A 25,587-nucleotide genomic window follows, 5' to 3' on the forward strand; every position below is an offset into this window, starting at 1 on the left:
TGCGGATCCCCTACGCCCTCTTCTCGCTCCGCGCGGGTGAGAAATGGGCTGTCCAGGGCTGCGGGCCAGCGCTCCGGGGCGAAGTTGCCCGCGGCCACCAGGCTGGCGCGGCGGTCCCACAGCCAGGCGAGGGTCTCATGGGACCGCTCCAGTCCGGGGGTGGGTCTGGTGGGTACGCAGGCTCTCCCTCACCTCTGCGGCGGCCTCGCCCAGCCCAGCCAGCCGAAGCGGATGAGCACGATGTCGCCGGGCCGCAGGTCAGTGCCTTGTGCGACGCCGGTTTCCTCCAGTTCCTGGGCTGACACCGCCCGCTGGAGTGCGGTTCGATGGGGCGTCCCCGCGCACGCAGATGCCGGTCCACATCGAGGAGAACGGCGCGCCCGGCGATGGGCAGGGCAGAGAGGTGATGGATGCTCAGCAGGCCGTCGCCCGGCACGAAGAACGATGCTTCAGCAGGCTGAAGCAGTGGCACGGCATCGCAACGCGATACGACAGAACGGCCGAGTGCTATCAGGCAGCCGTCACCCTCGCCTCACTCCTCATACGGGTGTGATCTTTGACGCCGATCCCTAACCGACCAGGCGGCGGCGCCAGTCCAGGGGGGTGACGGTGATGGCCCGGCCGGGGTCACGGTCCCACTCGGCGTGGAGGCCGACTGCTTCCAGGGCAGCCACGACCTCGTGGCCGATGGCTGCAGTGGTCTCGGACGAGCCGTCGAAGCCGCCGTAGAGGAGCATCAGTCCGTGGCCGGCTGCGGCGGAATCCGTGCACTGCGTGTGGAAGTAGACAAAGCCGCGGGCGTTGGGCCCGCCTTCACCGCGGATCTCGGACTGGCCGCAGCTACGGCAACAGGTGAAATTCTCGCGGGAGGTGATACCGGCCTCCTGCAGGGCGGTGAACGCGCGAGTGAGCCGCTCAGGGTCGGTCTCGCCCTGCCACGCGGCTTGCTCCGCGACCCGCTCCAGCCACAACCGGTCGGCCAGCGCCTCCGCCTGCTCGCGCGAAACGGGCCGGCGGGCCTTGGTGACCAGGTACTCCTCAGCAAGCTCGGCCAGTTCGGCGCGGGAGGCGTAGCCGCCGACCAGCACTTCGCGGACGCGAGTCTCCAACTCCTCCCGCTCGTCTTCGTCCAGGTCGAGCGGCGGCACCTCGCGGGCGGGGCCCAAGTCCTGCAGCGACCAAGCCAGACCACCGTCCCAACCGGCCTCCTGGCGGGCCCAGCCGGCAATCGCCACCATCACGGCCTCGGGCCCGTCGGCGATCGCCTGGAAGTGCCGGTCAGCGGCACCGTCGCGGTACTCCAGCGTGTAGTCACCACCGGCCTTGTGCCAGACCTGGGCGAAGACATCAGGCAGGTCAGGTATCCGCTGGACCACCAGGAACCGGTCACCGTCACCACCGATTCGCCGGACCAACCCCGCCAACTCCTCAGCGGACGCACGGACGTACCGCTCCCGGTTCTCCGTCTTCACCACGATCTCGAGCATGCGCAGACTCTGACACATCGTCGTTGGCCAGGGTTTGACGACAGTCCCCAGGGCAGGGGTGTTGGGGCCGTCGCGCTTCCGGACGGGATCCACCCCAGACCTCTCGGTTCGGAACAGCCACCGTGGCCGCTTCCGGCGGCATGCCTAGGCGTCGACGGTCTGCATCAGGTGCTCAACGAACGATTCCGCCGGGTCCGAACCAGTGGGAGGCAGACCATGGAGGGGTGGTTCACTGCCCGTAAGCACCGGCACCCGCTGGTTGCTGGGAAGACAACAACCGGCTGGCCGTCGAGAGCGGTTGGCTTCGGCTTCACGCCCGGGGCCGGGACAACGCCATCAACCCGGCCCCGGTTCCGGAGCTTCTGTTTGCCCGGCGGATACCCCAGTGGGGTCGACTTCACGGTTGGGTGCGTCGCTCGGCGGCGTCGAACGCGGGCGCGAGCGGGGCCAGCGCCGCACGGAGTTGGTCGGGCAGTGAGCCGGAGAGCACGACCAGTCCTCCGGCTCGTTTCGGGCGGCACCGCTGGGTGGTTGAGCGCACGATGTCATGGCTGAACGGCTGCCGCCGACTGCATCGTCGCTATGAACGGAAGGCTGAACACTTCCTCGCCTTCGTTGCATTGGCCAGTGCCCTCATCTGCTACCGCCGGTGTGCACAGGGCGGATATCCGTGAAAGCGGCAGGGAAGAGGGCCAGGTAGCGTGACGAGGATGGGAGGAGCAGGAATGAATGTGGTGTGGGCGGCGACGGCACTGGAGACCGGCTGGTTCTCAGGGCTCGAACGGCACTCGAATGTCCAGGACCTTGAGGCTCACATCAAGGCCCTCGGAACCGGCCTCGGCCAGGGCTACCTTGAGATCCGGCGGCCAGACGGCGATCTCCCCTACTTGGCTCTTGGCTTCAAAGGAGATCACGCTGTCCTCCACCTCTTCGACAACTCTGGCGGAGTGTCTCTTCGTGTAGGCGATGATTCCGCGGCACCGAGCGCAGAGGTCGAAGTGTTGATCATGGACGAGCAATACGCGTTCACCGCAGACGTCGCACTGTCCATGGATCATGCCTGGGACATCGTTCACGACTTCATCCAGACAGGGACGCCTGGTGAACTGAGTGATTGGTACGAGTTGTAGGCAGGGCTCCATCGCCAACTGAGACATCTTCTACGCCGCCGGAGAACTTCACGTTGGCGAGGTAAACCGCGCCATCGGAGAACTCTGCACCGGTAAAGGTCACTATGCCGCCGGAGAACTCCGCGCCAAAGAAGTCCATGTCGCCGTCGACGGTGACGCCGGTGAGGTCGAGGTCGCAGCCCTGCCAGGAGCGATGGGTTCCCCTGGGACGGCGGTAGTGGAGGCGGGCCGCTTCGCGGCCGTCTACGACCGCCGCGTCCAACACGCCCTACCCGACGCCGCTTCTCGACGGGCAAATGCTGCCTGCTGCGGCACTAACACGAGGCGAAGTCGCAGCCAAAGTTCAGGAGGAAGCAGAAGTCAAGAACGGGCCACAAGACCGCAACTGCGACAAGACATACCGCCATCCAGCGCGATCGCTTGCGGCCGAGCTGCTGCAGACGACCTGGGTCCTCGCCCTGCGCTACAGCTGACTGCCTCCACTTGGCCGTCACAGTCCAGATCACGAGCAGTACGATCCAGACAACAGCGTCGGACTCACCGAACTTCTCGCTGAGCTGATAAATGGTCTGGCCGGCGGCGATCACGGGCCGAGTGTAGGTCCCCGTTCCAACCCCAAAGACATGCGGGCCCCACTCCACGAATATTGCCGCTCCCAGCACACCGAGCAGGCGCGGACAGCATCCTGCGAGCGGCGTACGGCCAACACCGCGGGGACCAAGACCAGTCCGGTGCGAACTTGCTGCTGCTGGACGAGCCGACCAACAACCTCGATCCCCTCTCCCATACCGAGGTCCTGTCCGCTGTCCGGTGCCCACCCCGGCGCGATCGTGATGGTCACCCACGACGAGGGCGCCATCTACGCCCTGCGCCCCGACCGCGTCCTTCTCCTGCCGGAGGCGGACGAGGACCTGTGGAGCGAGCACCGCGACCTGGTCGCTCTCGCCCAACAGCCCGTCTTAGGTCGACACCGAGGTCACAGCCGAAGCCCGCCGCCTCGCGACCCACCCCGCAATTCCCGCCGAACCCACGCTTACGCCCAGCTGATACACACGGATCGACCCGCGAGTCCCAATCAGTTCCCTCAAATGAACTAATGGGGAGAGCATGAGTGAGCTGGATCACCCTTTGCCGGAATGTCCGATCGCCCGGTTCCTGACCGTGCTGGACGGGCCCTGGGCGACGCTGATCGTGCGGGAGTTGCTGACCGGACCGAAACGCTTCACCGAGCTGCGCGCCGGGCTGCCGGGGATCAGCCCCAAGACCCTGTCCTCACGGCTGCGACGATTCGTACTCCTAGGGCTGGTCACCCGCACGGCCTATCCGGAGATCCCGCCCCGCGTGGAGTACGAACTCACCCCGGCAGGCGCACGACTCGAGGTCGTGCTGGCCACCATGGGCGCCTGGGCCGAACAAGACCTTCCCCGCACCAGCGCGTTCCCCATCGAAGATCGGTAGCCAGGATCCGCCGACTGCCCGGGCGCTGAGCGCAAAAGAGTGGTCAGGGCGACACATCGATTCCCATCGACGATCACGAAAACGCGCTAGGTGACTCCAGGGCCTCTCAGCAGTGCCGGATGTGAGGTGGCAGGCTCGTAGTGGACCAGGTGTTGTTGCGCCACCTGGCGCCGGTGTTTGCGAAGTTCCGGTCCGCTGCCGGTGTCGAGGTGATACGAACAGGTCACGCAACATGGTCTTGGTAGTAGTTGGTGAGCGGGGCCGATCTCGGCCCAGTGCACGGCTGGGGGTTGCATGAGGTTCGAGGTGGAGCGGGTCGCCCTGGTCCTGGGCACGCGCGGGGACGGCCGCATGCAGGGCACGGGCTATCTGATCGCGGACGACACCCTGCTGACCGCCGCCCATCTCTTTGCTGGTCACGGGCAAGACGCCAAGGTCCGCTTCATGGGACAAGATGCGTTCAGCTCGGCAGAAGTGCTGTGGATGCACGAGGAGATGGACCTGGCGCTCCTCGGCCTGCGAGACGAAAGCGACCCTTCACGCCGTCATCTCGCGGAGCCCGTGCGCTGGGGGACGCTGGCGGGAATCCTCCCCGTGGCCGCCCACGTCACGGGCTTTCCCGAGCTCGCGCGGACGAACGAAGGACGGCTCGACATTCATCAGTGGACCGGCCCCATCAGCCCGGTGTCGGGTGCGGTCACGGCCCGTTGGAAGCTGGATGTGACTGCCGTCCCCAACCGAGCTGACGGCCCCTCTCCCTTCAGTGGCATGTCCGGGGCCCCCGTCTTCGTGGGCGACCTGCTCGTGGGGGTCGCCGTCGCACATCAACGGGGCAGCCTGAACGCGACGCGCGTTGAATCCCTCGCGGACGAAGCAGAATTTGTGTCGCTGTTCACTCAGCGCGCGGGCGTGCCATGGTGCCTGGAGGTCTGTGAACTCGCCGATGTCCTGCAGCCTCCGCTGCCCCCGCGTCGATTCTCGTCACCAGCGTCCTTGTTGGCCCCGGAACGGGCTGTTGTCCCCTTCGAGGACCAAGTACCGGCATTTGAGCACCTGCACGACTGGTGTGAGAGCCAGGACTCCGTCAGTGTCAGCGCTCTCACTGCCCCTGGCGGGTACGGCAAGACGCGCCTGGCCTTGGAGCTGGCGAGGCGGATGGCTGCACGTCGTTGGATCACTGGCACGTTGAGGCCCGATGCTCCTGAGAGCGGCCTGGCCGCCGTTTCGCAGATACGCGGAAACCTGCTGGTCATCGTCGATGAAGCAGATGCAGGACGGGAAGCGCAGGTCTATCAGCTCGCCGAGCAAGCCGCGCTTGCTCTATCCAGCGCGCGAATCCGGATCCTCGTCGTGGCCCGGTCCACGCAGTGGTGGCGGGCGCTTGTCGAGCGAGGACGGGGATTGGCCAGCGATCTGTACCAAAGGGCCCTGCATGTCGAACTTCCCCCGCTGGGAGACCCCACGGACAGAAGGCGGGCCTTCGAATCCGCCACTCATGCCTTCGCGCATGTCCTTCCCCTCATCCCCGGTCTGCAAGACAAGGACTGGGACGCCATCGCCAACACCATCGAGACACCAGATCTGGCCGGTGACGAATACGCGGCCATGATCGCCGTGCAGGCACAGGCCATGTACGCGCTGCTCGCCGCGCATCCGGGCACCGCCTCCCTGGTGGAGGTGCTGAGGGCAACCCGACAGGTCAGGGCAACCAGTGAGGCATCATCCGAAGGCACCACGCAGCCGAAGTCCAGTTCAGGGCACCCCGCAGGGGACGGTTCCGTACACACTCATGGCTTCGGTGATCGCCCAGCCGAAACCGACCTCCTCGACCGCCAGCCCCTCGTCGACGCCGTAGCCGACCTGCTCGTACCGAAGGACTGGAGACCGGACTCGGGCAGGCCCCGGCAAAACCTGGACGCGACCGGTCCTTCCGTAGTGGCACTCGAAGGGCCGTGGGGCTCGGGCAAGACGACCATGATGCGGCTCATCGAGAGCGAGATCGCCCGGCGGAACCCCGCCCCACCAACAGAAGGTACCGCCCGCAGATGGTGGCAACGACGAGGCCACGGCCAGCACTTGTCGGCGCTGGCGGCGTACCGTCTGCTGCGGCAACCCTACAGCGGTGCACCACACCTCACGCCCGCCACGAGCCACCGCGGGAAGGAGGCTGGAGGGCCGGTACAGCCCGCACCTTCGAGCGTGGTGACCGCGCACTTCACACCCTGGGCCCACCAGACACGCGACCAGATCTGGGCCGGCCTGACCAGAGCCGTCGTGGAAGCGACCGGGCCTGCGCTCGGAGAGAGGAAGCGCGCCCGCGAGAGGTACTGGCTGCAGCGCAACCGAGCCCGTCTCGACTGCCGACACCTACGCCGCACCATGCTCCGACGCATGCTGTCACCCCTGCTCCGCGTCGCCGTGTTCGCACTTCTGGCACCGGCAGTCGCCCAACTGGTCAAGGGAGGCCAGACCTACACGATCGCCGACCACCACATCACCGCCGTGCAACTCGCCCTCGGGCTGCCGCTCCTCTTCGTGACCCTGGGAGTGCTCCACACCCTCGGCCGCCTCCTGATCGGCCGCGCACGCTCCTTCCTTAGCGGGGAGATTCTGGACGGCCCCGTGCTGAGCGGGCCCTTGGCACCAGGAGCAGAGGCCGGCACGGACGGATCCCTACGCGACCCGTACTACAACGCGAGGTCCGGCTACCTCTACCTCGTCCAGCACGATATGCGCGAACTACTCGCCAGCCTCCAGGACACCGGCCATGAACTCGTCGTCTTCATCGACGACCTCGACCGCTGCTCCCCCAGCGCCACAGCTGACGTCTTCGAGGCCATCAACCTGTTCCTATCGGGCGCCCTTCAGCAACCGACCCCCGCCGGGCACCAAGCCGCGTCTGTACTGTGCCGGTTCGTACTCGGCCTCGATCCCATCGTCGTCGCAGCGCACCTCGACCGCGCCTATGCCGACCTCGCCACCGCCAAGGCACTGCAGACCCATCAAGACCCCTCCTGGGGCTGGACGTTCCTCCGCAAGCTGATTCAGCTCCCCGTCACGCTGCCGTCAGTCGCCCACACCAGCGTGGCCACCGCTCTGGCCGGACTGCTAGGGGCGGTCACCGAAAACGCCACCCCGGACTCGACACCCACCCGGGCCGCACCCGCCGGCACCGCGGCGCCGCTCGTTCGTACGGGCACGCTCGGTGCCACCCCGTCCGCCGCAGCTCTCCCCACCGCAGAAGAGCGCCAATTGACGTACCAGGCAGAGCGGGATTCGCACACGCGGGCACTGGAGGCACACCCGACGATCCGCGAACGCATCGAGCAGCGACTGTGCGCCCAGAACGACGTGTCGATCCGCGAGGCGAAACGACTGCTCACCATCTGGCAGTTCCACCTTCGCGTACTCGCACGCAAGGGCAAGGGCGTCAACCAGCTCAGCGTGGCGGAAGCACTTCATCTTGTCATCCTTGCCGAGATCACGGCGAGATGGCCCGCCCTGCAGCCCAGCCTTCGCAGGTCCATCGAGGGAATGAACGGGCTGGAACGGCTCGCTCAGAGCGCCGAGAACGACATCGCCTGGGCCAGGGCGCGCACCCGCGTCGGCCTGGATGACGCGAAGCACACCCAGGCCTGCGAGTCGCTGCGGGCACTCCTCGCCGCGTACGACGGCAAAGCAGTGGCCGAGCTTGCCCGCAAGATCTCCTGACCGGCCGTCGACCCCTCACCATGGTCCTCATATGGATGCACAGCCCTACCCGTGTGGCTACGGCGACGCCATTGGGACCACCGAGACGTCTCCAATCGGCCCCGATCTGTGAACAGGTGCATGCCCGGGTGGGAGGCGATGAAGTCGCGGATGGTGCGGGCGTGGTGGATCTGGTCGTTGTCGCAGATCACCGCGATCGCCGACGCATCGGGGAAGGCGGTGATCAGATGCTGGAGCAGGGTGAGGAAGTCGGCCGCGCGCCGGCGCCCGAGCCGGTAGAACGGGATGCCGGTGGTGACCTCCAGTGCTCCCAGCACGGTGATCTGCCGGTTCTTGCCCGGAGTGAGGATCTCGCGGCGCGGGTCGGGCAGGGTCCAGCAAGCCCGTGCGGCAGCAGGTGGACGTGCGTTTCGTCGACGGCGAAGACCTTCGCGCCGTCGGGCAGCGGTGCGATGCGGCGGCGGATGGCGGCCAGGACGGCGTCCCGGTGCGGATCACCGCGGGCGATCAGCTTCGGCCGCCGCCACACGGCCACCTGCCGCAGGCGTCGATACAGCGTGCGGCGAGACATCAGTGGCCGCCCGAGATAGCGGTGCAGCCTGTGGACGGTCCACGGCCCGGGCCGCTCAAGGAGCGCGGTGATCCGCGCGGTCAGCCAGCCCCCGCCCAATCGCGGCCGTCCGCTGCGGGGCCGATCTGTCAGGCCCGCCACGTCGCCGGTGTTGAAGCTGCCGATCCAGCGACGCACCGTGGCCGCGTCGTACTCCAGCAGCTCGGAGATCTTCGCTGGTGACAGGCCCTGCAGGGACAGCAGCACCATCACCGCCCGCGCTGTGCAGGGGCCAGGGCCCCGCAGCAGGCTGCGTAGCCTTTCACGCTCGGCGTCGGCGGCATTGGCGAACACGATGGGCGGGCGCACACTGACCACGACTCGTCGGGCAGACGGACGATGCTGACACCTCGAACGCCCGGCGAGGCCGCAGACGCTACTGGTAGCACTGCGCACGATCCGCAACAATCACCGGCATGGACGCCCCTCACCCGACAGGCCCCCCACCTGCCATCCAGCCCGATCCACTGCTCTATCCGGAAGTGGCCGCAGCCAACGGCAACTGGGTGGCAGCCCTTCGCCATGCCGCCGCCGACATGCATGTCGATCTCGGCACCGTCAGCAGCCCCGAGTCTCCGACAGACAGCTGGCGACTCGTCGTCGCGAGCGTGGACGCGTCCCGCGGCTCGGTTGTCGTGACACTCGGCCAGCAGGAGCGAGTCTTCGGCATCCGGATATGGTGGACCGGGGTCGGAGAAGCGGCCTACGGCCGAACCGCCGAGCTGCAGACCGTCGTCAACATCGCGCACGCATGGCAGGCAGGAGCCTCAGTCCGCGAACTGGGCGACAGATGGCCGTTCCTCGAGATCGACGAGCTCACCTTGGCTCACGAGCGAGGCGAGGCTGTTGCCTTCAAATGGCAGCTCGTACGAAACACCCCGGATCGACTGATCGACCACGACATCGTCGAAGCGGCGTACGCGAACCCGCGACTGCGGAGCCTCTTTCCCCTGATCAGCCACGGGAGTCTGCAGTTCAGCCGCTGCACTCACTCCCCATGGTCCTACGACGTCCCCAGCCTCTTTCCCCAGCTGGGAGGCGGCTGGAGGGCACGACGCGCCCACAAAGGTCGAGACATTCCGGATCGCTACGCTCAAACCCCCGAGGAGGCCGTCGCGTTCGTGGTCGAGGGTCTTCCCGACGGCTGCGGCCCAGCAGTAGAAGGCTCTGCGGATCTGCTTCTCGAATAGTGAAATGGGCCACTGTCCAGACCGAAGATTCCCTACTCCCTACGGGGCAACATCGCTGGAGTGAAACCACCGGCCGGGAAACGATCACCCTGAGACGGGAATCCCCTCGCTCAACAGTCCGTACAGACTGATCGGCGACTCCCGTCGGTGCCCCAACCACCTCAACCCTCGTTGTGCACAGAACTTATGGAAACACGCTTTTACTGATCTTTTCGTAAGTTCGGTGGGTGTGTTGGGTGGATGGTCAGGCCAGTGTGGGCGAGAAAGGACCATGGCAGTTGTGGGTTGTGGTTGATGCGGTGAATGCCTTGTTCGGTGGCGTCGGCGACATCGGCGAGGTGGTCGCCGGCGAGGTTGGCGAGTTCACGCTTCTTGAGCGAGGACCACAGCAGTTCCACCGAGTTCAGCTCGGGAGCATAGGCGGGTAATCGCTCCAGAGTGAGCCAGTCCTGCTCGGTGACCCAGGCGCGCATCGCCCGGCTCCACCGGGCCGACAGGCCGTCCCAGACCAGCACCACTTGCTCGCCGCGGTAGAACGCCTTCATCTGCTCGAGGACTTCGATGAGGGCGGTGGTGTCGTAGCTGCCGGGCTTGAGGTGGAAGCACAGACGGGCCCCGCGTTCGGGATCGGTGGAGTGGTAGCCCAGGGCTCCGGCCATCGACGCCCGCTTCCAATTCAGGCGGTGCCGCAGCAGCGGGGTCCGGCCACGGGGTGCGTAGGTGCGGCGGACCTGGGGGAGCAAAGAGACGCCCGATTCGTCGAGGAACACGATCCAGGCACGTGTGTTCACGGCCCCCTTTTGATGCGGGGCCACTCGTGCGCGATCCAGCGGGCAATCTCGGACTCGTCCCGCTCGACCGCCCTGCGCTCGGGACGTTGCAGACTCCATCCGAGTCGGCCGGTCAGCAGTCGCCACACCGACGCCCTCGACAACGACACCCCCGTTACCTGCTCCACGACGGCGCCGACTCGCTCCAGGGTCCACAGGTCGGCCTCGAAACCATGAGCCTGAGCTCCTCGGGCCAACGCGGCCCGGACGGTCTCGACCTGGGCGTCGTCCAGCTTGGGCGGGCGACCGGTGGATGCACGCCGCCGCAGGGCCGAAACGCCGCCCTCCTCCCACACCCGACGCCAACGCCGCACACTCTCGCCACACACACCCACCGCCCGCGCGATCACCGCATTCGAGGCACCCTCCTCGAACAACTCGACCGCCCGAACACGCCGTGCCTCCGCCAACTGAGGCCGCGACAAAGTCAGGGCCCGCGTCTGGCCATTCAGGAGTTGGACGACTTCCTCCGCTTTTTCGATGCGTTCCGTGGAGCCCTCACTTGCCTCGGCGTCCGTCAGGAGACCCTCGGCGAGCCTCAAAAGGCGCGCCCCCCTGAGGGCGAGGTCCTGAAGCGCCACGGCGACCTGCCCCGCATCGTTCAGCGATCGCAGGCACGCACGCCGTCTGGCCCAGATCCATTCACATCCCACAGTTCTCAATATCAGAACCAACAGCTGTTGGATTTCTAGATCGGCAATTTCTAGAGTGAGCACGCGACGTCGCACGGCACCGCGCACTCGCCAAGGCGTCCGGGAGGAGGAGACTCATGCAGCATCGCACTCTCGACGACCGGACCGTCTCCGTGATCGGGCCCCGCCCGCCGGCTCGGCGTCGACGCGATCGGTCCCTACCGGTTCCATCGTTCGAGCCCGCCGTCCCGGTAGGTGCAATATGGGAGTTGCTCGACGCGGTTGTCGTCGTGATGGCCGGCATCTCAAACGCCGGCGTCCTACAGATCGACCTAGCCAGCGAAGTGCTCGGCGGTCGGCTCGTGTCGGTGCAGGACCAGTTCTCGCCCGCCTTCCACTCCAGCCGGGGAGAACTCGAGCAGTGCACCAAGCTCGTCCTCTCCTTCCTGCCCTGGAGCCCGCTCGGCGGTAACGCGAGCGTGAAGGACCTCGCGGCATCGCGTTCCGCAAGCATCCGCGACTCCGCAGCCGCGGCCGATCTCGAGCCCACGGCTGACCAGTTCGCACTTTCTTCCGTCTGAAAACGCTCAAGTCACAGCGAAAGAGTCACATGAAGACCTTCATTCTGCCCGGCACCAACATGGTGGTCCCCAACGTCGTCCTTGGCCTGATGCGCATCGAGAACATGAGCGACGAGGCGGTGCGCAGGCTGGTGAACACTGCGCGCGACGCCGGCATCACCTTCCTCGATCACGCCGACGTCTACGGCTCGGACGACCACGGCTGCGAGCGTCGTTTCGCGGAAGCCATGAAGCTCAGCTCGTCGGAGCGTGAGCAGTTCGTCATTCAGTCGAAGGCTGGCATCGTCAAGGACGGGCCGTACTTCGACTTCTCTCACAACCACATCATCGAGTCCGTGAACGGTTCACTCCAGGCACTGGGCACGGACTATCTCGACATCCTGCTGCTGCACCGTCCCGACGCTCTCGTCGAGCCGGAAGAGGTGGCCCGCGCCTTCGATGAGCTGTCGGCGGCAGGCAAAGTGCGTGCTTTCGGCGTCTCCAACCAGACCCCCCGACAGCTCGACCTGCTGCGCAAGCACGTGACGCAACCAATCGTGGCGAACCAGCTGCAACTGTCGATCACTCACGCGCCTATGATCGCGCAGGGCGTTGCCGCGAATATGCAGGACCTCGATCAGTCGGTCGTACGTGATGACGGAATCGTCGACTACTGCCGCCTGCACGACATCACCATCCAGGCGTGGTCGCCTTTCCAGGCCGGATTCTTCGACGGCCCGTTCCTCGGTTCCGAACGCTTCCCCGAGTTGAACGCGGTGATCGACCGGCTGAGCGACAAGTACGGCGTGCCGGCCGAGGCGATCGCGGTCGCCTGGATCACGCGCCATCCCGCGCAGATGCAGGTCGTGCTCGGCACGACCACGCCAGAACGTGTCACGGCCGCCGCGCTCGGTTCCGACCTCCCACTCACCCGATCCGAATGGTACGAACTGTTCCGCGCCGCCGGATACAGGGTGCCCTAGTACTCCAGCAGCGGTTCGCTATCAGGCCTGGTCAGAGGGATCGTCGGGAGTGTATTGGGCTGACGGCATGTCAGGGGCGGTCTCGCCGGACCGCCCCTCCAACGAGTGGCATCGAGAACTGTCCGGGCTGTGATGAGGGCAGCTTCCCCGCCTGATCGACGACCTTGCCGACGCAACCTGGGACCGTGAACTCAACGAGCTCTTCCTGCCCATCGGCCACCGCTTCGGCAGAGCGCTGCGAGGTCGCGGACTGCGTTGCCGCTGATCTCGGCCGGTCCCCGGGCGAAATCGACACCGGCCACCCCGAACTTCTGGCCATCGACCAACCCTTGGCGGTACTGAACCCATGCCTCGCCGCCGGTCAGGAACTCGCCCGGGGCGAGATCCTCGGGATGCTCGACATACGTCTTGCCGAGGTGTTCGGTGTCGACGCGCACCCAGCACCGCTGGTCGGCATTCCAGTACTCGGTGATCCAGTGGTCGACGCCGCAGCCCTCCAGGAAGTAGGTCCCGAAGCCACACCGGGCCCGCGAGGGGATGCCCCTCGCTCGCAGGAATGCGCAGGCGATGGTGGCGAAGTGCCGACAGGTGCCGATCACTCGTGTCTCGGGGGTGCGAGCCTGCTGCAGCGGGGACGGATCGAGGGCGATCAGGGCGGCGATCAACTCGCTGACCGGCCGGATGTTCTTCTCCGCGAGCCGAGCCTCGCCGATCCCTACCGCGGTGGCGTCCGCGGGCTGAATGACCAGGCCCTGCGCGGCGGCACAGATACCAACAGGGTCATCCGGCAGGCTCTCGACGAGATGGAGTTGCGTCGCGTCCAGGCTCGTGAAGGGTCCGGGCTGCGAGTAGTCGAGCACGTCATCGGCCATAACCGGGCATGGTAGGCGGCCGGTCTGACATCCGGCCCGGTGTAGCCCAGCCGATCCACGGGGCTGCCGAAACTCGCCGCCAGACGTTGTTGCTTCTCAGGCTCTGTCCAACTTGTTGTGAGGTTTAGCTGGCTGTGACAGCTCGTTCGCTGGGTTCACGGTAGGCCTCACGAAACTGACCTTCCGTCAAATTGGGTGGGCTGCGGATTCTCCGGGCGATTCGTCTTCCTTGCGGCGGCCAGTGCGCGACCCGGGGGTGCCTGCGACGCCTCCCTTGCGAACGGCTCTGGCTCCTCGCTTGCTTGCGGCACCGCGGCTGCTGTGCAGGCCCGAACCGCCGGCAGTGCCCCTGCCCGCGCCTGTACCGGACTTGGGCGTGCCACTGACTACGCCACCACGAGCCGTGCCTCCTACACGTCCGGCCACACCCTTGGCGGTGCCTGCGCCGCCCAGGCCGCCGGAGCCGGCGGCACGACCTCCGGTCCGCGGACGGCCGTCGGGATATGCAAAGCGACGATAGTTGGCACCTGGCCACGCGGGTTGGCATCGCTCTCGCTCATCTGTGCCAAGATTCGAGCGTGGAGATGACCGACGTCACGCGTGCGATCGCGGCTGCGACTTCGGTCGCCGCATCCCTCGACCTGCCGGCCAACGACGCGATCGTTCTCCACAACTCGAACAAGCTGGCACTGCGGCTGACGCCATGCGACGTCTTTGCCCGGGTCGCCCCTGTGGGACAAGAGGTTGCACAGTTCGAAGTCGAACTCGCTCAGCGGCTCGCCGAGGTCGGATGCCCGGTGTGTCCCTTGGAGCCTCGGGCGGACCCGCGTGTGTACACGCGCGATGGCTTCGCAGTGACGCTGTGGACCTACTGCGAGCCCGTGACACCTCACACCTCACCAGTCGACTACGCCAAGGCGCTGGAGCAGCTGCACGCCGGCATGCGCAAGGTCGATGTGCCGAGCCAGAGGTTCACAGACCGAATCACGCAGGCGGAAGACGTTGTCACCGACCCGAATCGCTCGCCGGAGCTCGCCGACGCGGACCGCGCGTTCCTCAGCGGCAGGCTGGCAAGCCTGCGACGAACGATCAACGACCGCGGTGCCGTGGAGCAGCTGCTCCACGGCGAGCCGCATCCAGGCAATGTGCTCAGCACGAAGAACGGCCCGTTGTTCATTGACCTTGAGACCTGCTGCCGTGGCCCAGTCGAGTTCGATCTCGCCCATGTTCCCGAGGCGGTCTGCGAGCACTACCCGAACGTTGACCAAGGGCTGCTGGAGGAGTGCCGGCAGCTCGTTGTCGCGATGGTCGCCGCGTGGCGTTGGAAGCTTGGCGACCAGTTTCCGAACGGGAGGCGGTTCGGGGAAGAATTGCTGCGCGTACTGCACGATGGTCCTCCTTGGCCGACACTCGACACGATGAGCAGGCGAGTGGGCGGCCTGTAGAAGTCGCCGAGAAGTCACATGAAAGCGGGCCTCGCTGCCGCGCTGAACCATGGCGCCGGTGTCAACAAACGTGGCAATACATGCACGCCACCTCCGGTGGCGCAATGCCAACGCCCGCCACCGCGACGTCCTGGCCGCCGAACGCAAGGAACCCGCCCGCATCCACAGTGAGAAGGGCATCCGCTGGGGAGGACGGCCGCTCACCCAGGCGGTCTGATCCCTGCCGCGGCAGACCGTGCGTCGTTCAGTCGGCGAATCGCCAGGCGGCATGGGCAACTTGGTCACTCCAGGTGTGCAACCGAAGCGATGTCCACGACGGACAGGCCATCCAGCGTGGTGATCGCGCAGGAGGGGACGCCGTGCTGCATCAACTCGACCGGCACCGCATCGTCACCGATCAAGGTACGAAGTAGGTCCACGGTGACCCCGCCGTGCGTCACCAGGGCGACAGGGCCCGCCTCTTTGGTCAGGTCGACCAGGCAGGTGCGAAATCGCTCTGCGGCATCGCGGGAGGAGTCACCGCAAGCAGGAACGAAGTCCCGGTCCTTCACCGAGGCGGCCCAGTCTGCCAGGAAGTCTTCCATGGGTTGGGATCCATCCCAGTTCATCCGCTCGCGCAGGCGGGCGTCCTCTCGAATGCGCAGCCCGGCCCTGGACGCTATGGGCCACGCGGTCTCGCGAGCGCGCCGCAGCGGGCTGCTGAAGACTGCGTGCACACCGACGTGCTGCGCCCAGGCGGCAGTCCTGTCTGCCCGTCGTCGCCCGAGTTCGGTCAGCCCCGGGTCACCGGGCTGGCGTTCCTTCTCAGCGTGCTGCACCAGATAGAAGACGGTCATGTTTGCAGGGTCGCGGCTCGGCGCGATAGCAGGCCACTGAAATACCCGCGACCGAGCCCACAACGACGTGGCACACCCCCAGGACCCCATGAAAACCCACGTTGCCGGGCGCCATTTCAAGCCCGGGCGTCTTCCCGCCGGTGGCCGCCGGAGCGACGGCGCGAACGACCATCCCACTCAGTAGGGCTCGAAGCTGGGGACCGCGGGCCTGATGTTGCCGGTCTCGTCCATGACTTGCAGCCGGTTCATGAACGCGATGACGAAGTCGGAGAACGATCCATCGAAGACTTCGCAGCCTTCCTCATGGGCCATGGTCACGATCTTCCAACTGTCGGGGTGGTGGTCGCACGGGAGGAAGAAGTGCTCGTCACCGCCGTAGTCATAGCCCCACGAGATGAGACCGCCGGGCTGTGGGTGGAACGCGTAAGAGAAGTCGGCGGGATGTTGAGACCGTGCCTCGGTCCAGGTGCCGTGGATCTTGTGCATGCGCTCCAGGAGCGGCGTGCGCCCTTGTGGGTGGAAGACGACGAGTTCGTCGGCGATGACTCCGGGGCCGTAGGAGTCCAGGAACATCTTGAAGTCACTGGGCAGCGAAGACCCGACGTAGCGTTCGGTTCCGCTCCAGTCAGTGGGGGCGTGCGCATGCAGAGACGGAGTGCCCAGCAACCGTGTCAACTCATCCAGCCCTGGCACTTGTCTACCTCCACCCATCCGACCGCGACTGGACAACCCTAGCCGGGTACATGGCCTGGAAGCGGCGGCCAGTCTGTGCTGTCAAAAATGGCGCACGCTTTCCAACTGTGGTCATGGGGGATGGTGGCCGTCGTTCAGGGTCGTTCAGCTGCGTTCACCGCTCTCCGAGAGTGCTACCGGCATCGGCCTCGGGTCCGCTGCGAAAGGCCCTGAACCAAGCTGGAGGAGACGGAAACTGAGACGGGGACCCGATGGAACGAATGGAAGCCAGCTGATCACCGATGACGGCAACGACGCCGGAGGAGCACGGCCCGTGGACCGTGCGTCGACTCATCGATGCGAACTACGGGCTGTACAGCGCTCCGGCCACGTCCGGACTTCAGGTATGCCTACCCCGGTACCTGCCTGACACGGTCCCGGGCGTCTGTGGTGCGAGCTGCCCTGCCCCGCCCCTGGCGACGCACACCATTACCTGTCCAGTCCGCAACAGACCAAGGATGCAACCGACGCTCAACCACCAATAGAAGACTGAGAATGCATGCATAGAAGTTGCCGAATTTATGAAAATTGCAGTAAAAAGGGCCAAAGTGAAAAAATTGAGCGCCAGTAGCAGCCAGCCCGAGTCTGTTTTTGCTCGATTTAGTTTCTGCCAGGTCGTTCTTGGTATTTGAGTAGGGTGCGGGCTGAAGCGGCGCTTGACCTCGCCCACGAAAGATCGCTGTGTCATGGGGCATATGGAACAGTGGGATATAACTCCTGCACAAGCCCAAGAAGTGTGTGATCACACCAGACCGGTCGTCTCGGTCGGGCTGCTGCGCTCGTGGTGACGTCCTTGATCCCCTCAGCCCACCACTCGCCCCAGCTCCCATCCCGGTCGCCGTCGACCTGCATATCGTGGAGCGGGCGTCGTGGTTCATGGCAGCGAGCTCATGGGTCTTCAGGCGTCTTCGGGTGAGACGCCTCGAGTTGTGTGGGTAGGCGTCTGATTTCGTCGATGAGGCGGGGACGCTCTGGCGGGCGGCGGCGATGAACAGGGCGTTCTCGTCCCAGCGTTCGTCTACGGGGTCGGCGTAGCGGGGCTCTTGGATGAGGGTTTTCTGCGGCAGCCTGGCCGTGGGACCGACGGGCTCCTGACGGGCACGCAACGGTCGCTCGACTTGGTCATCCGTTCACCGGCGTGCCGCGGAACCGCCGTCGATCCGTTTGCGTACCCGGCGCACCAGCTCATTCGCGGCCTGCGGCCACTGTGCGTACTGAAAGTCGAAGCCTGCCTGGGTCAGGCGGCCTGGGACGACACGGCGGCTCTTCAGCAGCAGTTCGGTGTCGGAACGCAGAGCGAACGCGCCGGCCTCGGCCATCCACTTGGTCGCAGGGAGACCCACCGGTACACCCCACGCGGAGCGCAGGGTGCGCATGAATGCGCGCTGCGGCAGGGGATGGGGAGCCGCCAGGTTCACCGGCCCTGCGATGTCCTCCTTGTCGATCAAGAACTCCACCGCGCGCACGAAGTCGTGTTCGTGGATCCACGACATGTACTGTGCCCCACCGGCGACCGGTCCCCCGAGACCCAGGCGGGCCAGTCCCAGCAGGACGGCGAAGACCCCGCCGGGGTCCGGGCTCATCACCATGGCCGAGCGAAGAGCGACCTTGCGCGTAACCGGCGTTTCGGCCTCCTGCTGAGCCTGCTCCCAGGCCTTGGCGATCTCGACGCGTGATGCCGAGGGTGGTCAGGGGGCGGCTGGCGTTGTGGGCGTGGTGGCGGAGACCGGCGATGCGATTCGGATTGGAGGACACAAGCGTGGGCGAGGCGGGATTCGACAGGCGGCTGAGGTCGGCGGTTCGGGCGGGGAACGCTGAGGCGGTGCGGGATCTGTTGGATCCGGGCGCGGATCCGGATGCGGTGGACGCGGACGGGCTGCCGGTGTTGTGCGGGGCCGTGACGGCTTACGACGCGCCGGTGGCCGAGGCGCTGGTGGAGGGCGGTGCGGATACTGACCGGGTGTTGCCGGACGGGACCACACCGCTGTGGCGCGCCATCGACGGCGGCTCCCCAGCGGTGTTCTCAGCGGTGCTGGGCAAGGAGCCCCGGCTGCGACTTTCGCAAGCCACCCGTGAACGGATGCTCGCCTTGGCACGCCACTGGTACGAGACGGGCGCGGTCGAGGAACTGCGGCGCAGGACGGGCGTACCGGGTCCGGCCGAGACGGTCCGCGTTCAGGACGACGAATACGACTGGGTCGATCAGGTCTCACTCGGCGACCTGATCGTACGAGATGGGCATGGGGCCATCCTGACCTCGCTGGAGTGGGCCTTCCGCATCCTGACCCCCGTCGACGAACTGATCGCCCGTGCTGTCGGCCGCTATGACGAGAACCATGTGAACTGGTCGACGGTCTGCTGGATCCTCACCCAGCGCCGCAGCCTTGAGACGTGGTCGGCCGTGGTGGCCCATCGCCACGACCCTGACCCGGCCCATCGCCGGTTCGTGGTGGATTACCTGCGGATGTGGGGGTTCCTCGACACCAGCCCCTACTTCGAGACGAAGGAGAGCGAACTCCTGGCCGCCTGGTCGGCCGAAGAAACGGACGGCGAGATACTCGCGAAGGTGCTCGACGCCTTCACCGACCGCGACCATCCGGGCCAGGAAGCCATCGGCCTCCGCTACTGCGACCACCCCGACCCGCGCGTACGCCGCGAAGTGACCTACGCGCTCTCCGCGGACTACGCTCCCCGCACCCCGGCAGCCAGGGCCGCCCTGCGCACCCTCATGCGCGACCCGGACGCCGAGGTGCGGCTCAGAGCGTGCACGGCGAGCATGCGAGACGACGACCTCCTCTCGGAGACCACCCGAGCGCTGCTCCTACTGATCGAGGACCCGGATGCCGTCCCACGGGGTGCGCCAGTGGCGGCACTGGCCGGCTCCCGGGACCGTACGCCCGCCGTCGCCGACGCCCTGGCAGGGCTGCTCGACGACGACAACCAACTCGTGCGCCTGGAGGCCGCCTACGGTCTCGCCCTGCGCGACGACCCCCGCACCGCCAAGGCAATCGAGCGAGTAGGGCCTCTCGGTGACGGCTTGGAGCACCACCACCGGGCCGGCGCGCTCTGGTGGTGGAGGTGGCAGAAGGAGAACCCGGCTGCCGAGTGACGACCGGTCAGAGCGAGCACCGACCTCCGACAGGCGCTCCCCGGGCCCACGGACGCGGAGGAGCCGAGCAAGCAGTGTCCAAGAGGCGGCCTGCTGGGGCGAGTTGAACGACCGGTGCTGCGAACCCATGCCGCCGACTTGCGGAACCCAGTGGCCTACACCCCTCGGACAGAGGCCATCGCACCGTTGCCCAGCGGGCTTTGCCCCGCAACCTTCTTGAAAAGACCGAGCGCGGCAGCGATAGCCGGTTGGTTTCCCGTGCCGGAACGCATCAGTGCCTCAATGGTGCGTCCGGGGTGGTGAAGTGCAAGAAGTACGGCTCAGGGCGGCGGGTTGTCACAGAACAGGCCGGGCAAGATCGCCGCGGCAACGCCGGGTCGCGACCAGGGTCAGGGTCGAGCGAAGGTCCTCAACGGTGCACTGGATGCGGGACGAAGCTGGCGGTTCGGCAGACTGGACTTCCTCCCCCCGCCTAAAGGCGGGGGATTCCAGCGGTCGCCCGCCGGATTTCCTGCTTCCCCTGCCCTGCTCCGCAGGAGCTTCGTTTCCTCCCCGGCCTGAAGGCCGGGGGTATCCGCGAAGGACAGACCCGATGAACCGGGGTAGTCCGGGTGACCCCAACGGGTATTGAATCTCCAGCCGCGGGCTCCGGGTCATCGCCGTGCACGCCCCAGTGGGAGGTGCAGCAGGCTGTACTCACTGCGCGCGGATCACCTCCGACGGCGGCATGCGCAGCGCGCGGCGGGTGGGGAGTTCGATGGTGAGGAACGCTGTGACCATGACCGTGAGCGCGGCGGCCGGCAGGAGCCACACTGGCCCCGCGGGCCAGGGCCGGTCGAGGAAGCCCTGGCCCAGCAGCGCCAGCGGCAGCGCGGACAGCAGCAGGCCTCCGACGAGCGCGGCGGCGGCGATGACCGCGGCCTCGCGTCGCATCATCGCGCGGATCTGGCGGGGGGTGGTGCCGCCCAGGCGGAGGGCCGCGAGTTCCGTACGGCGCTGGGCGGTCGCCGCGATCAGCTTGTTCGCGATGCTCAGCAGCAGGTAGCCGAGCAGCACCACGATCACGGCCAGGTTGATCCACACCTCGGGCGGGGTGTCGCTCCCGCCGTTGGTGGCCCGCGTGGTGGCCAGGGTCAGGCCGGGGTGTGCTGCGGCCAGCGCCGCGACCCGCTGTCCGGCCCCGGCCGTGCCGTCGGTGCGCACGAGCACGCTCTGGTCCAGGTCCGTCGTCGTGTGTCCGGTCACCAGGTCGCGGGAGAGGGCGATCGGGCCGAAGCCCAGGCCCCGTGAGTACACGGCAACGACCCGAGCTACGACCCGTGTCCCGTCGCCGAGGACCAGGTGCACCCGGCTCCCGATGCCGGCTCCGCGCATGCGGGCGGCGCCGCTGCTCACGGCGACGGTGTCGCCGCTGAGCCCGTCGAGGCCGCCGTCCTGTACGCCGAGGTCGAGGACGTCCCTCGCGTCCGGTGTGAGGACCATCGCGGACGCGGACTCGGTGTCGCGGTCGCCGAACTGCTCGTACTGCCACACCGTCGTGGTCGTGGTGACCGGCGCCGCCGCCCGGACGCCCGGCGTGTTCCGTACGGCGGTGAGCGTGCCGTCGGGCAGGCCGCCCAACGCCGGTGCGGTGAGCCGGTATTGGGCGAGCGTGCCGGTGTCCGTGTCGTGGGAGGTGGCGGCCATGACGGTGGTCTGGGCGAAGGTGTACGTCAGGACGAAGACGACCGCCATGGCGAGAGGGCTGACGATCCCGGCGTTGCGCTGGGCGTAGGCGCGCAGGTTGGCCATCGCGAGCCAGGTCGGCGCGGAGACGCCGGTACGGGTGCGCCGAGCCGCCGCGTTGCCCAGCGCCTTGATGAGGGCGGGCCCGGCGAGGGCCAGCCCGATCGCGCCGAGGATGCCCGCGAGGGAGGTTGCCGAGGCGCCGATGACGGTGCGCGAGAACAGCGGGACGACCGACATGGTGCCGGCGGCGACGAAGAGCAGCAGGCCGATGCGGGTGCGCGCGCGGGAGGGGGTGCGGGGCTCGCTGCGGGACTCGGCGACCGCCTCGGTGGCCGGCATGCGCGAGGTGCGCCAAGCCGCGGCCCGGGCGGACAGCTGCACGGAGACGGCGGTCAGCACCAGCGTGGCGAGGGCGGGCAACAGGCTGAGGGTGAGAGGGAGTTCGGAGGGCAGGACGCCGCGCTGAGCGAGTACATCGTGGAAGCGTCCCGCGAGCAGGTAGCCGAGCGCCACGCCGGGGACGAGGGCCACGCCCGCCACGACGGACGACTGTGCGGCGGCCAGTCGCCGTATCTGCCTCGGCGTCGCGCCCACCGCCCGCATCAGCGCCAGGTCGCGGCGCTGCCCGGCGACCGCCACGCCCAGCGCGCCCGCCGTGACGAACCCGGTGATGAGCAGGACGATCCCGGCGAGCGAACCGGAGAGGAGCACGAGCAGCGAGCGGGCCGCGCCCACGCCGGGCGAGACCGCGTTGCCCCGGTCCCCTCCGGTGACGACCTTCAGGCCGGTGCCGGCCATCTGCTCGCGGACCGCCTCGGTGACCCGGTCAGCGGCACCGGGCGCGGTCTTCAGGCCGATCAGGTCGACGGTGCCGGCGCGCGGGCCGTCGCCGGCCCGGCCGGAGAGCCGTACGGCGGTGGCGTCGGCGAAGAAGACGCCCGCGCCCGGTGTGCCCACCACGGCGGAGACACGGTACGGCTTGGCGGGGTGGCCGTTCGCGACGACCTCGACCCGGTCGCCCGCCTCGATCCCGGCCGCCGCCGCGGTGGCGGTGTCGACGGCGATCTCGCCGGAACCGGCCGGAGCGCGGCCCTCGATGTGCGGCGCAGCCAGCAGCGTCGTCGAGGACCAACCGTGGCCTGCGGTTCCGGGGTCGTCACCGGCCGGTACGGCCCGGCCGTGGGCGTCGACGAGGGCCGCCGGGAAGTCGACGGCGCCGACCGCGGCGGTGACGCCGGGCAGCCCGGCCAGCCGGCCCGTGAGCTTGGCCGGGACAGTGGCGCGCTCGGGCAGGGCGATCGGCAGGTCGCCGCTCGGGTGGAACTCTTGGTCGGCCGCCACCACGACGTCCGCGCCGGCGAGGCGGCCGGGCGGCAGATGGGAACGCACGCCGGACTCCGCGAGGACGCCGGTGGCCGTAATGAGTGTGGCGCCGCCGAGGACCGCGCAGGCCACGGCGAGCAGTGCGGTGATCCGGTGGGCGGCCATACGTACCGCGAGATGGAACATGGTCTCTCTACCTCTCCGCCAACGCGACGAGCCGGTCGGCGAGTTCGGGCGCGGTCGGCGCGTCCAGGGCGTCAACCACGCAGCCGTCGGCCATGACGAGGGTGCGGTGGGCCTGGGCCGCGGCGGCGGGGTCGTGGGTGACCATCACGACCGTCTGGCCGAGGTCGTCGACGAGGGCGCGCAGCAGGTCGAGGACTTGGTGGGCACTGCGCAGGTCGAGCGCTCCGGTCGGCTCGTCCGCGAACACGACGGCCGGACGGGCCGCCAACGCCCGTACGACGGCCGCCCGTTGCTGCTGGCCGCCGGAGAGCTCGGCCGGGCGGTGGGTGAGCCGGTCGGCCAGACCGACCCGTTCGACCAGGGTGCGCAGCCAGTCGGCGTCGGGGCGCCGGCCCGCGAGGCGCAGCGGCAGCGTGATGTTGTCCTCGATGCTGAGCGAGGGGATGAGGTTGTAGGCCTGGAAGACGAAACCGACGCGTTCGCGGCGCAGTTCGGTGCGGCGGGTCTCGTTGAGCCCGGCGATCTCGCGTCCGTCGATCCGGATGCTGCCCGTGGTCGGGGAGTCGAGCCCGGCGGCGCAGTGCATAAGGGTGCTCTTGCCGGAGCCGGAGGGCCCCATCACGGCGAGGAAGGTGCCGCGCCGCACGCTGAGCGACACGTCGTCCAGGGCCCGTACGCCGCCCGCGTACGTCTTGCTGACCTGCGCCAGAGCGATGGCGGGCGTCTGCTGCGTGGTGAGCGGCGCGACGGGGGCCATCACTTGCGTCCCCGCAGGTTGCGCACGACCAGGGTGCCGGCACAGAGCACGGTGACGACACCGCACAGCAGGTGCACCCAGGTGCGGGCTCCGCCGTAGGAGGCGGCCATGTTGGCGACGGTGCTGAGCACCACCACCGCCCACAGCACGGAGCGCAGGACGTCCCCGCGGGAGACGCCGCTCGGGCCGTCGGCGGGCGGCTCGGTCAGCCGGTAGGGGTTCGTGTGCGTCATGGCTCTTCCTCAACTCGCGCCTTGTGTACGGCTCCTGCCGTCGCCTCACCGACGCTATGAATCAGGACCCCCCTCGGCCGATCCCGCAGTCCGCCCGGTTCGAGGTACAGCAGGCTGTACCTCCCGCCTTCCGGGCTGACGGCTAACTTGCGTACGACATAAGGCCTTCGCGTAGAAGGGAGGTCCGCGCCTGGCCATCCGTCAGGAGGCGGCGACCGCGGGCGTCGGCGTCATGGACACCGCCGTAAGGGCGCTGGGCGCTTCCGGCAGCTCGTTCGCGCAGCTCTGCTCGGGGCTCGGCACGGCCCTTCTCGCGGCCGCGAACTCGCGCCGGGGCGGGCCAGCGACGGGCCGCAGGCTCGTCGGCGCGGGCTCCGGGGACTGACGCCTGTGATGGTGCCTGGCGGCCACGAGTCGCTGCTCACCAAGGGCGCCTCGGCGGAGCGGTAACGCCTGCCGTCTCGCGACATGGCATTATCGCCGCCCGCTCGGCATGGGCCCGTCGAAGGGCGGCGGCTTCGGTGGCTGCGGCCTGGCGGCGCTGGGCCCGGGCGGCTTCGATCGGACTGGGCTGGTCGGCCGGGTCCGGGTCGGGGAACGCGCGTCGGCCGGCTGAGCTCTCGCAGCGCGCGGGTCTGCGACTCGATCGCCTGCGCGATGGCCGGGTCGACGTGGCGGGCGGGGCGGGGCGTCTGGTGGGCGGCGAGCACCTGGTGGTAGCCGGCGGAGGCCTCATCACGGGTCTTCACCAGCGTCTTCGCGGCCAGTGCGTCCTCACACTCCGCTCCGGTGTCGACCGGGGCGGCCCCGTCGCTGCCGGGGGCCAGGCCAAGCGGACCGCAGCCTGCTGAACGGCGCCGCATGGCCGACCCCGGATCCAACGGGGTCGGCATCAGGGTGAGATCAGCCGTCGGCTTCCCGCGCCACGCGCTCCAGCCGGCTCCGGTAGTCCTCCCACCACGCCTGATCCCCCGGTGGCAAGTTGTCCTTGCCTTCCAGATATCCGACGGATCCGTCGATGAGCTCTCGCACGATGTCGGCCTGCCCGGCGTGCCGATGAGTATCGGAGATCACGCGCACAGCGATGTGGTTCAGCGTCACCTCCCGGCGTTCCTCCGGCCACCACGGGACATGCCCGAGCGCGTCAAGCGGCAGCGTCGCGATGGTGCTGTTGGAGTGCTCCCACGCCTGGCGATACAGCCCAACGATCTGCTCCCGTGATTCGTTTGCAGTGGCCCACATGTCCGAGTTGGGTTCCGACTCCTCGGTATACCACCAGGACGGCGGGTCCTCGTCGAAGAACGGCCGCCCAAACGTGTCGCCGAAGTACCCCAGCTCCACGCTGGCAACGTGCTTAACCAGCCCCAACAGGTTCGTGCCCGTGGGAGTCAGCGGACGGCGGATGTCGTACTCCGAGAGGCCGTCGAGCTTCCACACCAGGGCGTCACGCGCCTCTTGCAAGTACCGGAGAAGGTCCGCTTTCGGGTTCGGTTCATCATGCCGGGCAGTCTCCCACCCGGCACTGACAGCCAGGATTGAAGCGCTCCGGGATCGGTGGAGGCTCCATCGGACTCGGAGCGCTCAATATCGAGTGGCCGGAAGAAGCGGTCGAGCAAGGCGGCCTCGCCGTGGGTACGCATGCGGGCTACCACTTCGGCAGACGGCGGGAGATGCTGGCTTCGGCGGCGACGTGTGCGATCGGGCGCCCGGTGTTCGGGCGGTAGCAGAGTCGGCAACGTCCTTCCGGCGTCAGGGGCGTTGAGGGCCCCTGCATA

Annotated in this window: 19 protein-coding genes and 7 pseudogenes; 12 read left to right on the forward strand and 14 right to left on the reverse strand. The window is 67.8% G+C overall.

From position 1 onward, the window contains the following. Positions 1–569: 569 nt before the first annotated feature. The gene (locus RNB18_RS35505) at positions 570–1,487 is read right to left on the reverse strand and encodes a DUF6891 domain-containing protein (RefSeq protein ID WP_311718188.1); all 918 of its coding nucleotides are present in this window, start codon (positions 1,485–1,487) and stop codon (positions 570–572) included. A gap of 397 nt (positions 1,488–1,884) precedes the next feature. Beyond that, a pseudogene (locus RNB18_RS35510) lies at positions 1,885–1,992 on the reverse strand (TetR family transcriptional regulator); the annotation flags it as partial. A gap of 7 nt (positions 1,993–1,999) precedes the next feature. On the opposite strand from RNB18_RS35510, the pseudogene RNB18_RS35515 reads away from it, so the two are divergent. After that, positions 2,000–2,161, forward strand: a pseudogene (locus RNB18_RS35515) (transposase); the annotation flags it as partial. A 36-nt stretch (positions 2,162–2,197) separates the two neighbouring features. Continuing rightward, on the forward strand, positions 2,198–2,617 hold the full coding sequence (locus tag RNB18_RS35520; protein ID WP_311718189.1) for a hypothetical protein: 420 nt from the start codon (positions 2,198–2,200) through the stop codon (positions 2,615–2,617). Positions 2,618–2,931: 314 nt separating this feature from the next. Here the strand turns inward: RNB18_RS35520 and RNB18_RS35525 are convergent, their stop codons facing one another. Beyond that, positions 2,932–3,204 carry a hypothetical protein gene (locus tag RNB18_RS35525; protein WP_311718190.1) on the reverse strand — a complete coding sequence of 91 codons (273 nt, stop codon included), beginning with the start codon at positions 3,202–3,204 and terminating at the stop codon, positions 2,932–2,934. 140 nt (positions 3,205–3,344) lie between these two features. On the opposite strand from RNB18_RS35525, the pseudogene RNB18_RS35530 reads away from it, so the two are divergent. The 3 genes and pseudogenes from RNB18_RS35530 to RNB18_RS35540 all read left to right on the forward strand — a co-directional run. After that, positions 3,345–3,564, forward strand: a pseudogene (locus RNB18_RS35530) (ABC transporter ATP-binding protein); the annotation flags it as partial. A 160-nt stretch (positions 3,565–3,724) separates the two neighbouring features. Beyond that, positions 3,725–4,075, forward strand: coding sequence for a winged helix-turn-helix transcriptional regulator (locus RNB18_RS35535; protein WP_311718191.1), 351 nt, complete (start codon positions 3,725–3,727; stop codon positions 4,073–4,075). 306 nt (positions 4,076–4,381) lie between these two features. After that, on the forward strand, positions 4,382–7,786 hold the full coding sequence (locus tag RNB18_RS35540; RefSeq protein WP_311718192.1) for a P-loop NTPase fold protein: 3,405 nt from the start codon (positions 4,382–4,384) through the stop codon (positions 7,784–7,786). 110 nt (positions 7,787–7,896) lie between these two features. Here the strand turns inward: RNB18_RS35540 and RNB18_RS35545 are convergent. After that, positions 7,897–8,705, reverse strand: a pseudogene (locus RNB18_RS35545) (IS630 family transposase); the annotation flags it as partial. Positions 8,706–8,812: 107 nt separating this feature from the next. Here RNB18_RS35545 and RNB18_RS35550 point away from each other — a divergent pair. Continuing rightward, a complete protein-coding gene (locus tag RNB18_RS35550; protein ID WP_311718193.1) occupies positions 8,813–9,586 on the forward strand; it encodes a DUF6193 family natural product biosynthesis protein in 774 nt (257 codons plus the stop codon). 200 nt (positions 9,587–9,786) lie between these two features. Here RNB18_RS35550 and RNB18_RS35555 read toward each other — a convergent pair whose 3' ends face one another. Further along, positions 9,787–10,377, reverse strand: coding sequence for a transposase (locus RNB18_RS35555; RefSeq protein ID WP_311718194.1), 591 nt, complete (start codon positions 10,375–10,377; stop codon positions 9,787–9,789). After that, positions 10,374–11,132: a winged helix-turn-helix domain-containing protein gene (locus RNB18_RS35560; protein WP_311718195.1), complete on the reverse strand. Its 759-nt coding sequence runs from the start codon at positions 11,130–11,132 to the stop codon at positions 10,374–10,376. Before RNB18_RS35560 ends, RNB18_RS35555 begins: the two co-directional genes overlap by 4 nt. 105 nt (positions 11,133–11,237) lie before the next feature. Here RNB18_RS35560 and RNB18_RS35565 point away from each other — a divergent pair. Both RNB18_RS35565 and RNB18_RS35570 read left to right on the forward strand, forming a co-directional pair. After that, a pseudogene (locus RNB18_RS35565) lies at positions 11,238–11,629 on the forward strand (aldo/keto reductase); the annotation flags it as partial. 29 nt (positions 11,630–11,658) lie between these two features. Then, on the forward strand, positions 11,659–12,591 hold the full coding sequence (locus RNB18_RS35570) for an aldo/keto reductase (RefSeq protein WP_311718196.1): 933 nt from the start codon (positions 11,659–11,661) through the stop codon (positions 12,589–12,591). A gap of 191 nt (positions 12,592–12,782) precedes the next feature. Here the strand turns inward: RNB18_RS35570 and RNB18_RS35575 are convergent, their stop codons facing one another. Further along, positions 12,783–13,463 (reverse strand): transglutaminase-like domain-containing protein, encoded by a 681-nt coding sequence (locus RNB18_RS35575; RefSeq protein ID WP_311718197.1) that lies wholly within the window; start codon positions 13,461–13,463, stop codon positions 12,783–12,785. Between the two features lie 584 nt (positions 13,464–14,047). On the opposite strand from RNB18_RS35575, the gene RNB18_RS35580 reads away from it, so the two are divergent. Continuing rightward, the gene (locus tag RNB18_RS35580; RefSeq protein ID WP_311718252.1) at positions 14,048–14,908 is read left to right on the forward strand and encodes a phosphotransferase enzyme family protein; all 861 of its coding nucleotides are present in this window, start codon (positions 14,048–14,050) and stop codon (positions 14,906–14,908) included. A 73-nt stretch (positions 14,909–14,981) separates the two neighbouring features. After that, positions 14,982–15,125: pseudogene (locus RNB18_RS35585) on the forward strand (IS630 family transposase); the annotation flags it as partial. Between the two features lie 64 nt (positions 15,126–15,189). On the opposite strand, the gene RNB18_RS35590 reads toward RNB18_RS35585, so the two are convergent. The 3 genes and pseudogenes from RNB18_RS35590 to RNB18_RS35600 form a co-directional block, all read right to left on the reverse strand. Continuing rightward, positions 15,190–15,744, reverse strand: coding sequence for a histidine phosphatase family protein (locus RNB18_RS35590; RefSeq protein WP_311718198.1), 555 nt, complete (start codon positions 15,742–15,744; stop codon positions 15,190–15,192). 177 nt (positions 15,745–15,921) lie between these two features. Next, on the reverse strand, positions 15,922–16,437 hold the full coding sequence (locus RNB18_RS35595) for a hypothetical protein (RefSeq protein ID WP_311718199.1): 516 nt from the start codon (positions 16,435–16,437) through the stop codon (positions 15,922–15,924). Between the two features lie 1,169 nt (positions 16,438–17,606). Next, positions 17,607–18,146 (reverse strand): annotated as a pseudogene (locus tag RNB18_RS35600) (DUF1731 domain-containing protein); the annotation flags it as partial. 62 nt (positions 18,147–18,208) lie between these two features. Between RNB18_RS35600 and RNB18_RS35605 the strand changes: the two are divergent. After that, on the forward strand, positions 18,209–19,585 hold the full coding sequence (locus RNB18_RS35605) for a HEAT repeat domain-containing protein (protein WP_394817725.1): 1,377 nt from the start codon (positions 18,209–18,211) through the stop codon (positions 19,583–19,585). 696 nt (positions 19,586–20,281) lie between these two features. Here RNB18_RS35605 and RNB18_RS35610 read toward each other — a convergent pair. Genes RNB18_RS35610 through RNB18_RS35620 form a run of 3 tightly spaced genes read right to left on the reverse strand, consistent with a single transcriptional unit; the run spans position 20,282 to position 23,812 of the window. After that, positions 20,282–22,822 (reverse strand): ABC transporter permease, encoded by a 2,541-nt coding sequence (locus RNB18_RS35610; protein ID WP_311718201.1) that lies wholly within the window; start codon positions 22,820–22,822, stop codon positions 20,282–20,284. A 7-nt stretch (positions 22,823–22,829) separates the two neighbouring features. After that, entirely contained in the window at positions 22,830–23,579 is a 750-nt protein-coding gene (locus tag RNB18_RS35615) for an ABC transporter ATP-binding protein (RefSeq protein WP_311718202.1), read from the reverse strand. Beyond that, entirely contained in the window at positions 23,579–23,812 is a 234-nt protein-coding gene (locus tag RNB18_RS35620) for a hypothetical protein (protein ID WP_311718203.1), read from the reverse strand. Before RNB18_RS35620 ends, RNB18_RS35615 begins: the two co-directional genes overlap by 1 nt. A 232-nt stretch (positions 23,813–24,044) precedes the next feature. On the opposite strand from RNB18_RS35620, the gene RNB18_RS35625 reads away from it, so the two are divergent. After that, positions 24,045–24,197 carry a hypothetical protein gene (locus RNB18_RS35625; protein WP_311718204.1) on the forward strand — a complete coding sequence of 51 codons (153 nt, stop codon included), beginning with the start codon at positions 24,045–24,047 and terminating at the stop codon, positions 24,195–24,197. A 518-nt stretch (positions 24,198–24,715) separates the two neighbouring features. Here the strand turns inward: RNB18_RS35625 and RNB18_RS35630 are convergent. Continuing rightward, on the reverse strand, positions 24,716–25,345 hold the full coding sequence (locus RNB18_RS35630) for a DinB family protein (RefSeq protein WP_311718253.1): 630 nt from the start codon (positions 25,343–25,345) through the stop codon (positions 24,716–24,718). Positions 25,346–25,587 lie beyond the last annotated feature (242 nt).

Origin of the sequence: Streptomyces doebereineriae (genome assembly GCF_031845645.1) — a bacterium.
Taxonomy (GTDB): domain Bacteria; phylum Actinomycetota; class Actinomycetes; order Streptomycetales; family Streptomycetaceae; genus Streptomyces; species Streptomyces canus.

Coding starts and splice junctions, on each gene's coding strand:
- RNB18_RS35505 (WP_311718188.1), bottom strand. CDS start 1,487: ATGCTCGAGATCGTGGTGAAGACGGAGAACCGGGAGCGGTACGTCCGT.
- RNB18_RS35520 (WP_311718189.1), top strand. CDS start 2,198: ATGGGAGGAGCAGGAATGAATGTGGTGTGGGCGGCGACGGCACTGGAG.
- RNB18_RS35535 (WP_311718191.1), top strand. CDS start 3,725: ATGAGTGAGCTGGATCACCCTTTGCCGGAATGTCCGATCGCCCGGTTC.
- RNB18_RS35550 (WP_311718193.1), top strand. CDS start 8,813: ATGGACGCCCCTCACCCGACAGGCCCCCCACCTGCCATCCAGCCCGAT.
- RNB18_RS35570 (WP_311718196.1), top strand. CDS start 11,659: ATGAAGACCTTCATTCTGCCCGGCACCAACATGGTGGTCCCCAACGTC.
- RNB18_RS35575 (WP_311718197.1), bottom strand. CDS start 13,463: ATGGCCGATGACGTGCTCGACTACTCGCAGCCCGGACCCTTCACGAGC.
- RNB18_RS35580 (WP_311718252.1), top strand. CDS start 14,048: ATGACCGACGTCACGCGTGCGATCGCGGCTGCGACTTCGGTCGCCGCA.
- RNB18_RS35590 (WP_311718198.1), bottom strand. CDS start 15,744: ATGACCGTCTTCTATCTGGTGCAGCACGCTGAGAAGGAACGCCAGCCC.
- RNB18_RS35605 (WP_394817725.1), top strand. CDS start 18,209: ATGCGATTCGGATTGGAGGACACAAGCGTGGGCGAGGCGGGATTCGAC.
- RNB18_RS35610 (WP_311718201.1), bottom strand. CDS start 22,822: ATGTTCCATCTCGCGGTACGTATGGCCGCCCACCGGATCACCGCACTG.
- RNB18_RS35615 (WP_311718202.1), bottom strand. CDS start 23,579: ATGGCCCCCGTCGCGCCGCTCACCACGCAGCAGACGCCCGCCATCGCT.
- RNB18_RS35620 (WP_311718203.1), bottom strand. CDS start 23,812: ATGACGCACACGAACCCCTACCGGCTGACCGAGCCGCCCGCCGACGGC.
- RNB18_RS35625 (WP_311718204.1), top strand. CDS start 24,045: ATGGACACCGCCGTAAGGGCGCTGGGCGCTTCCGGCAGCTCGTTCGCG.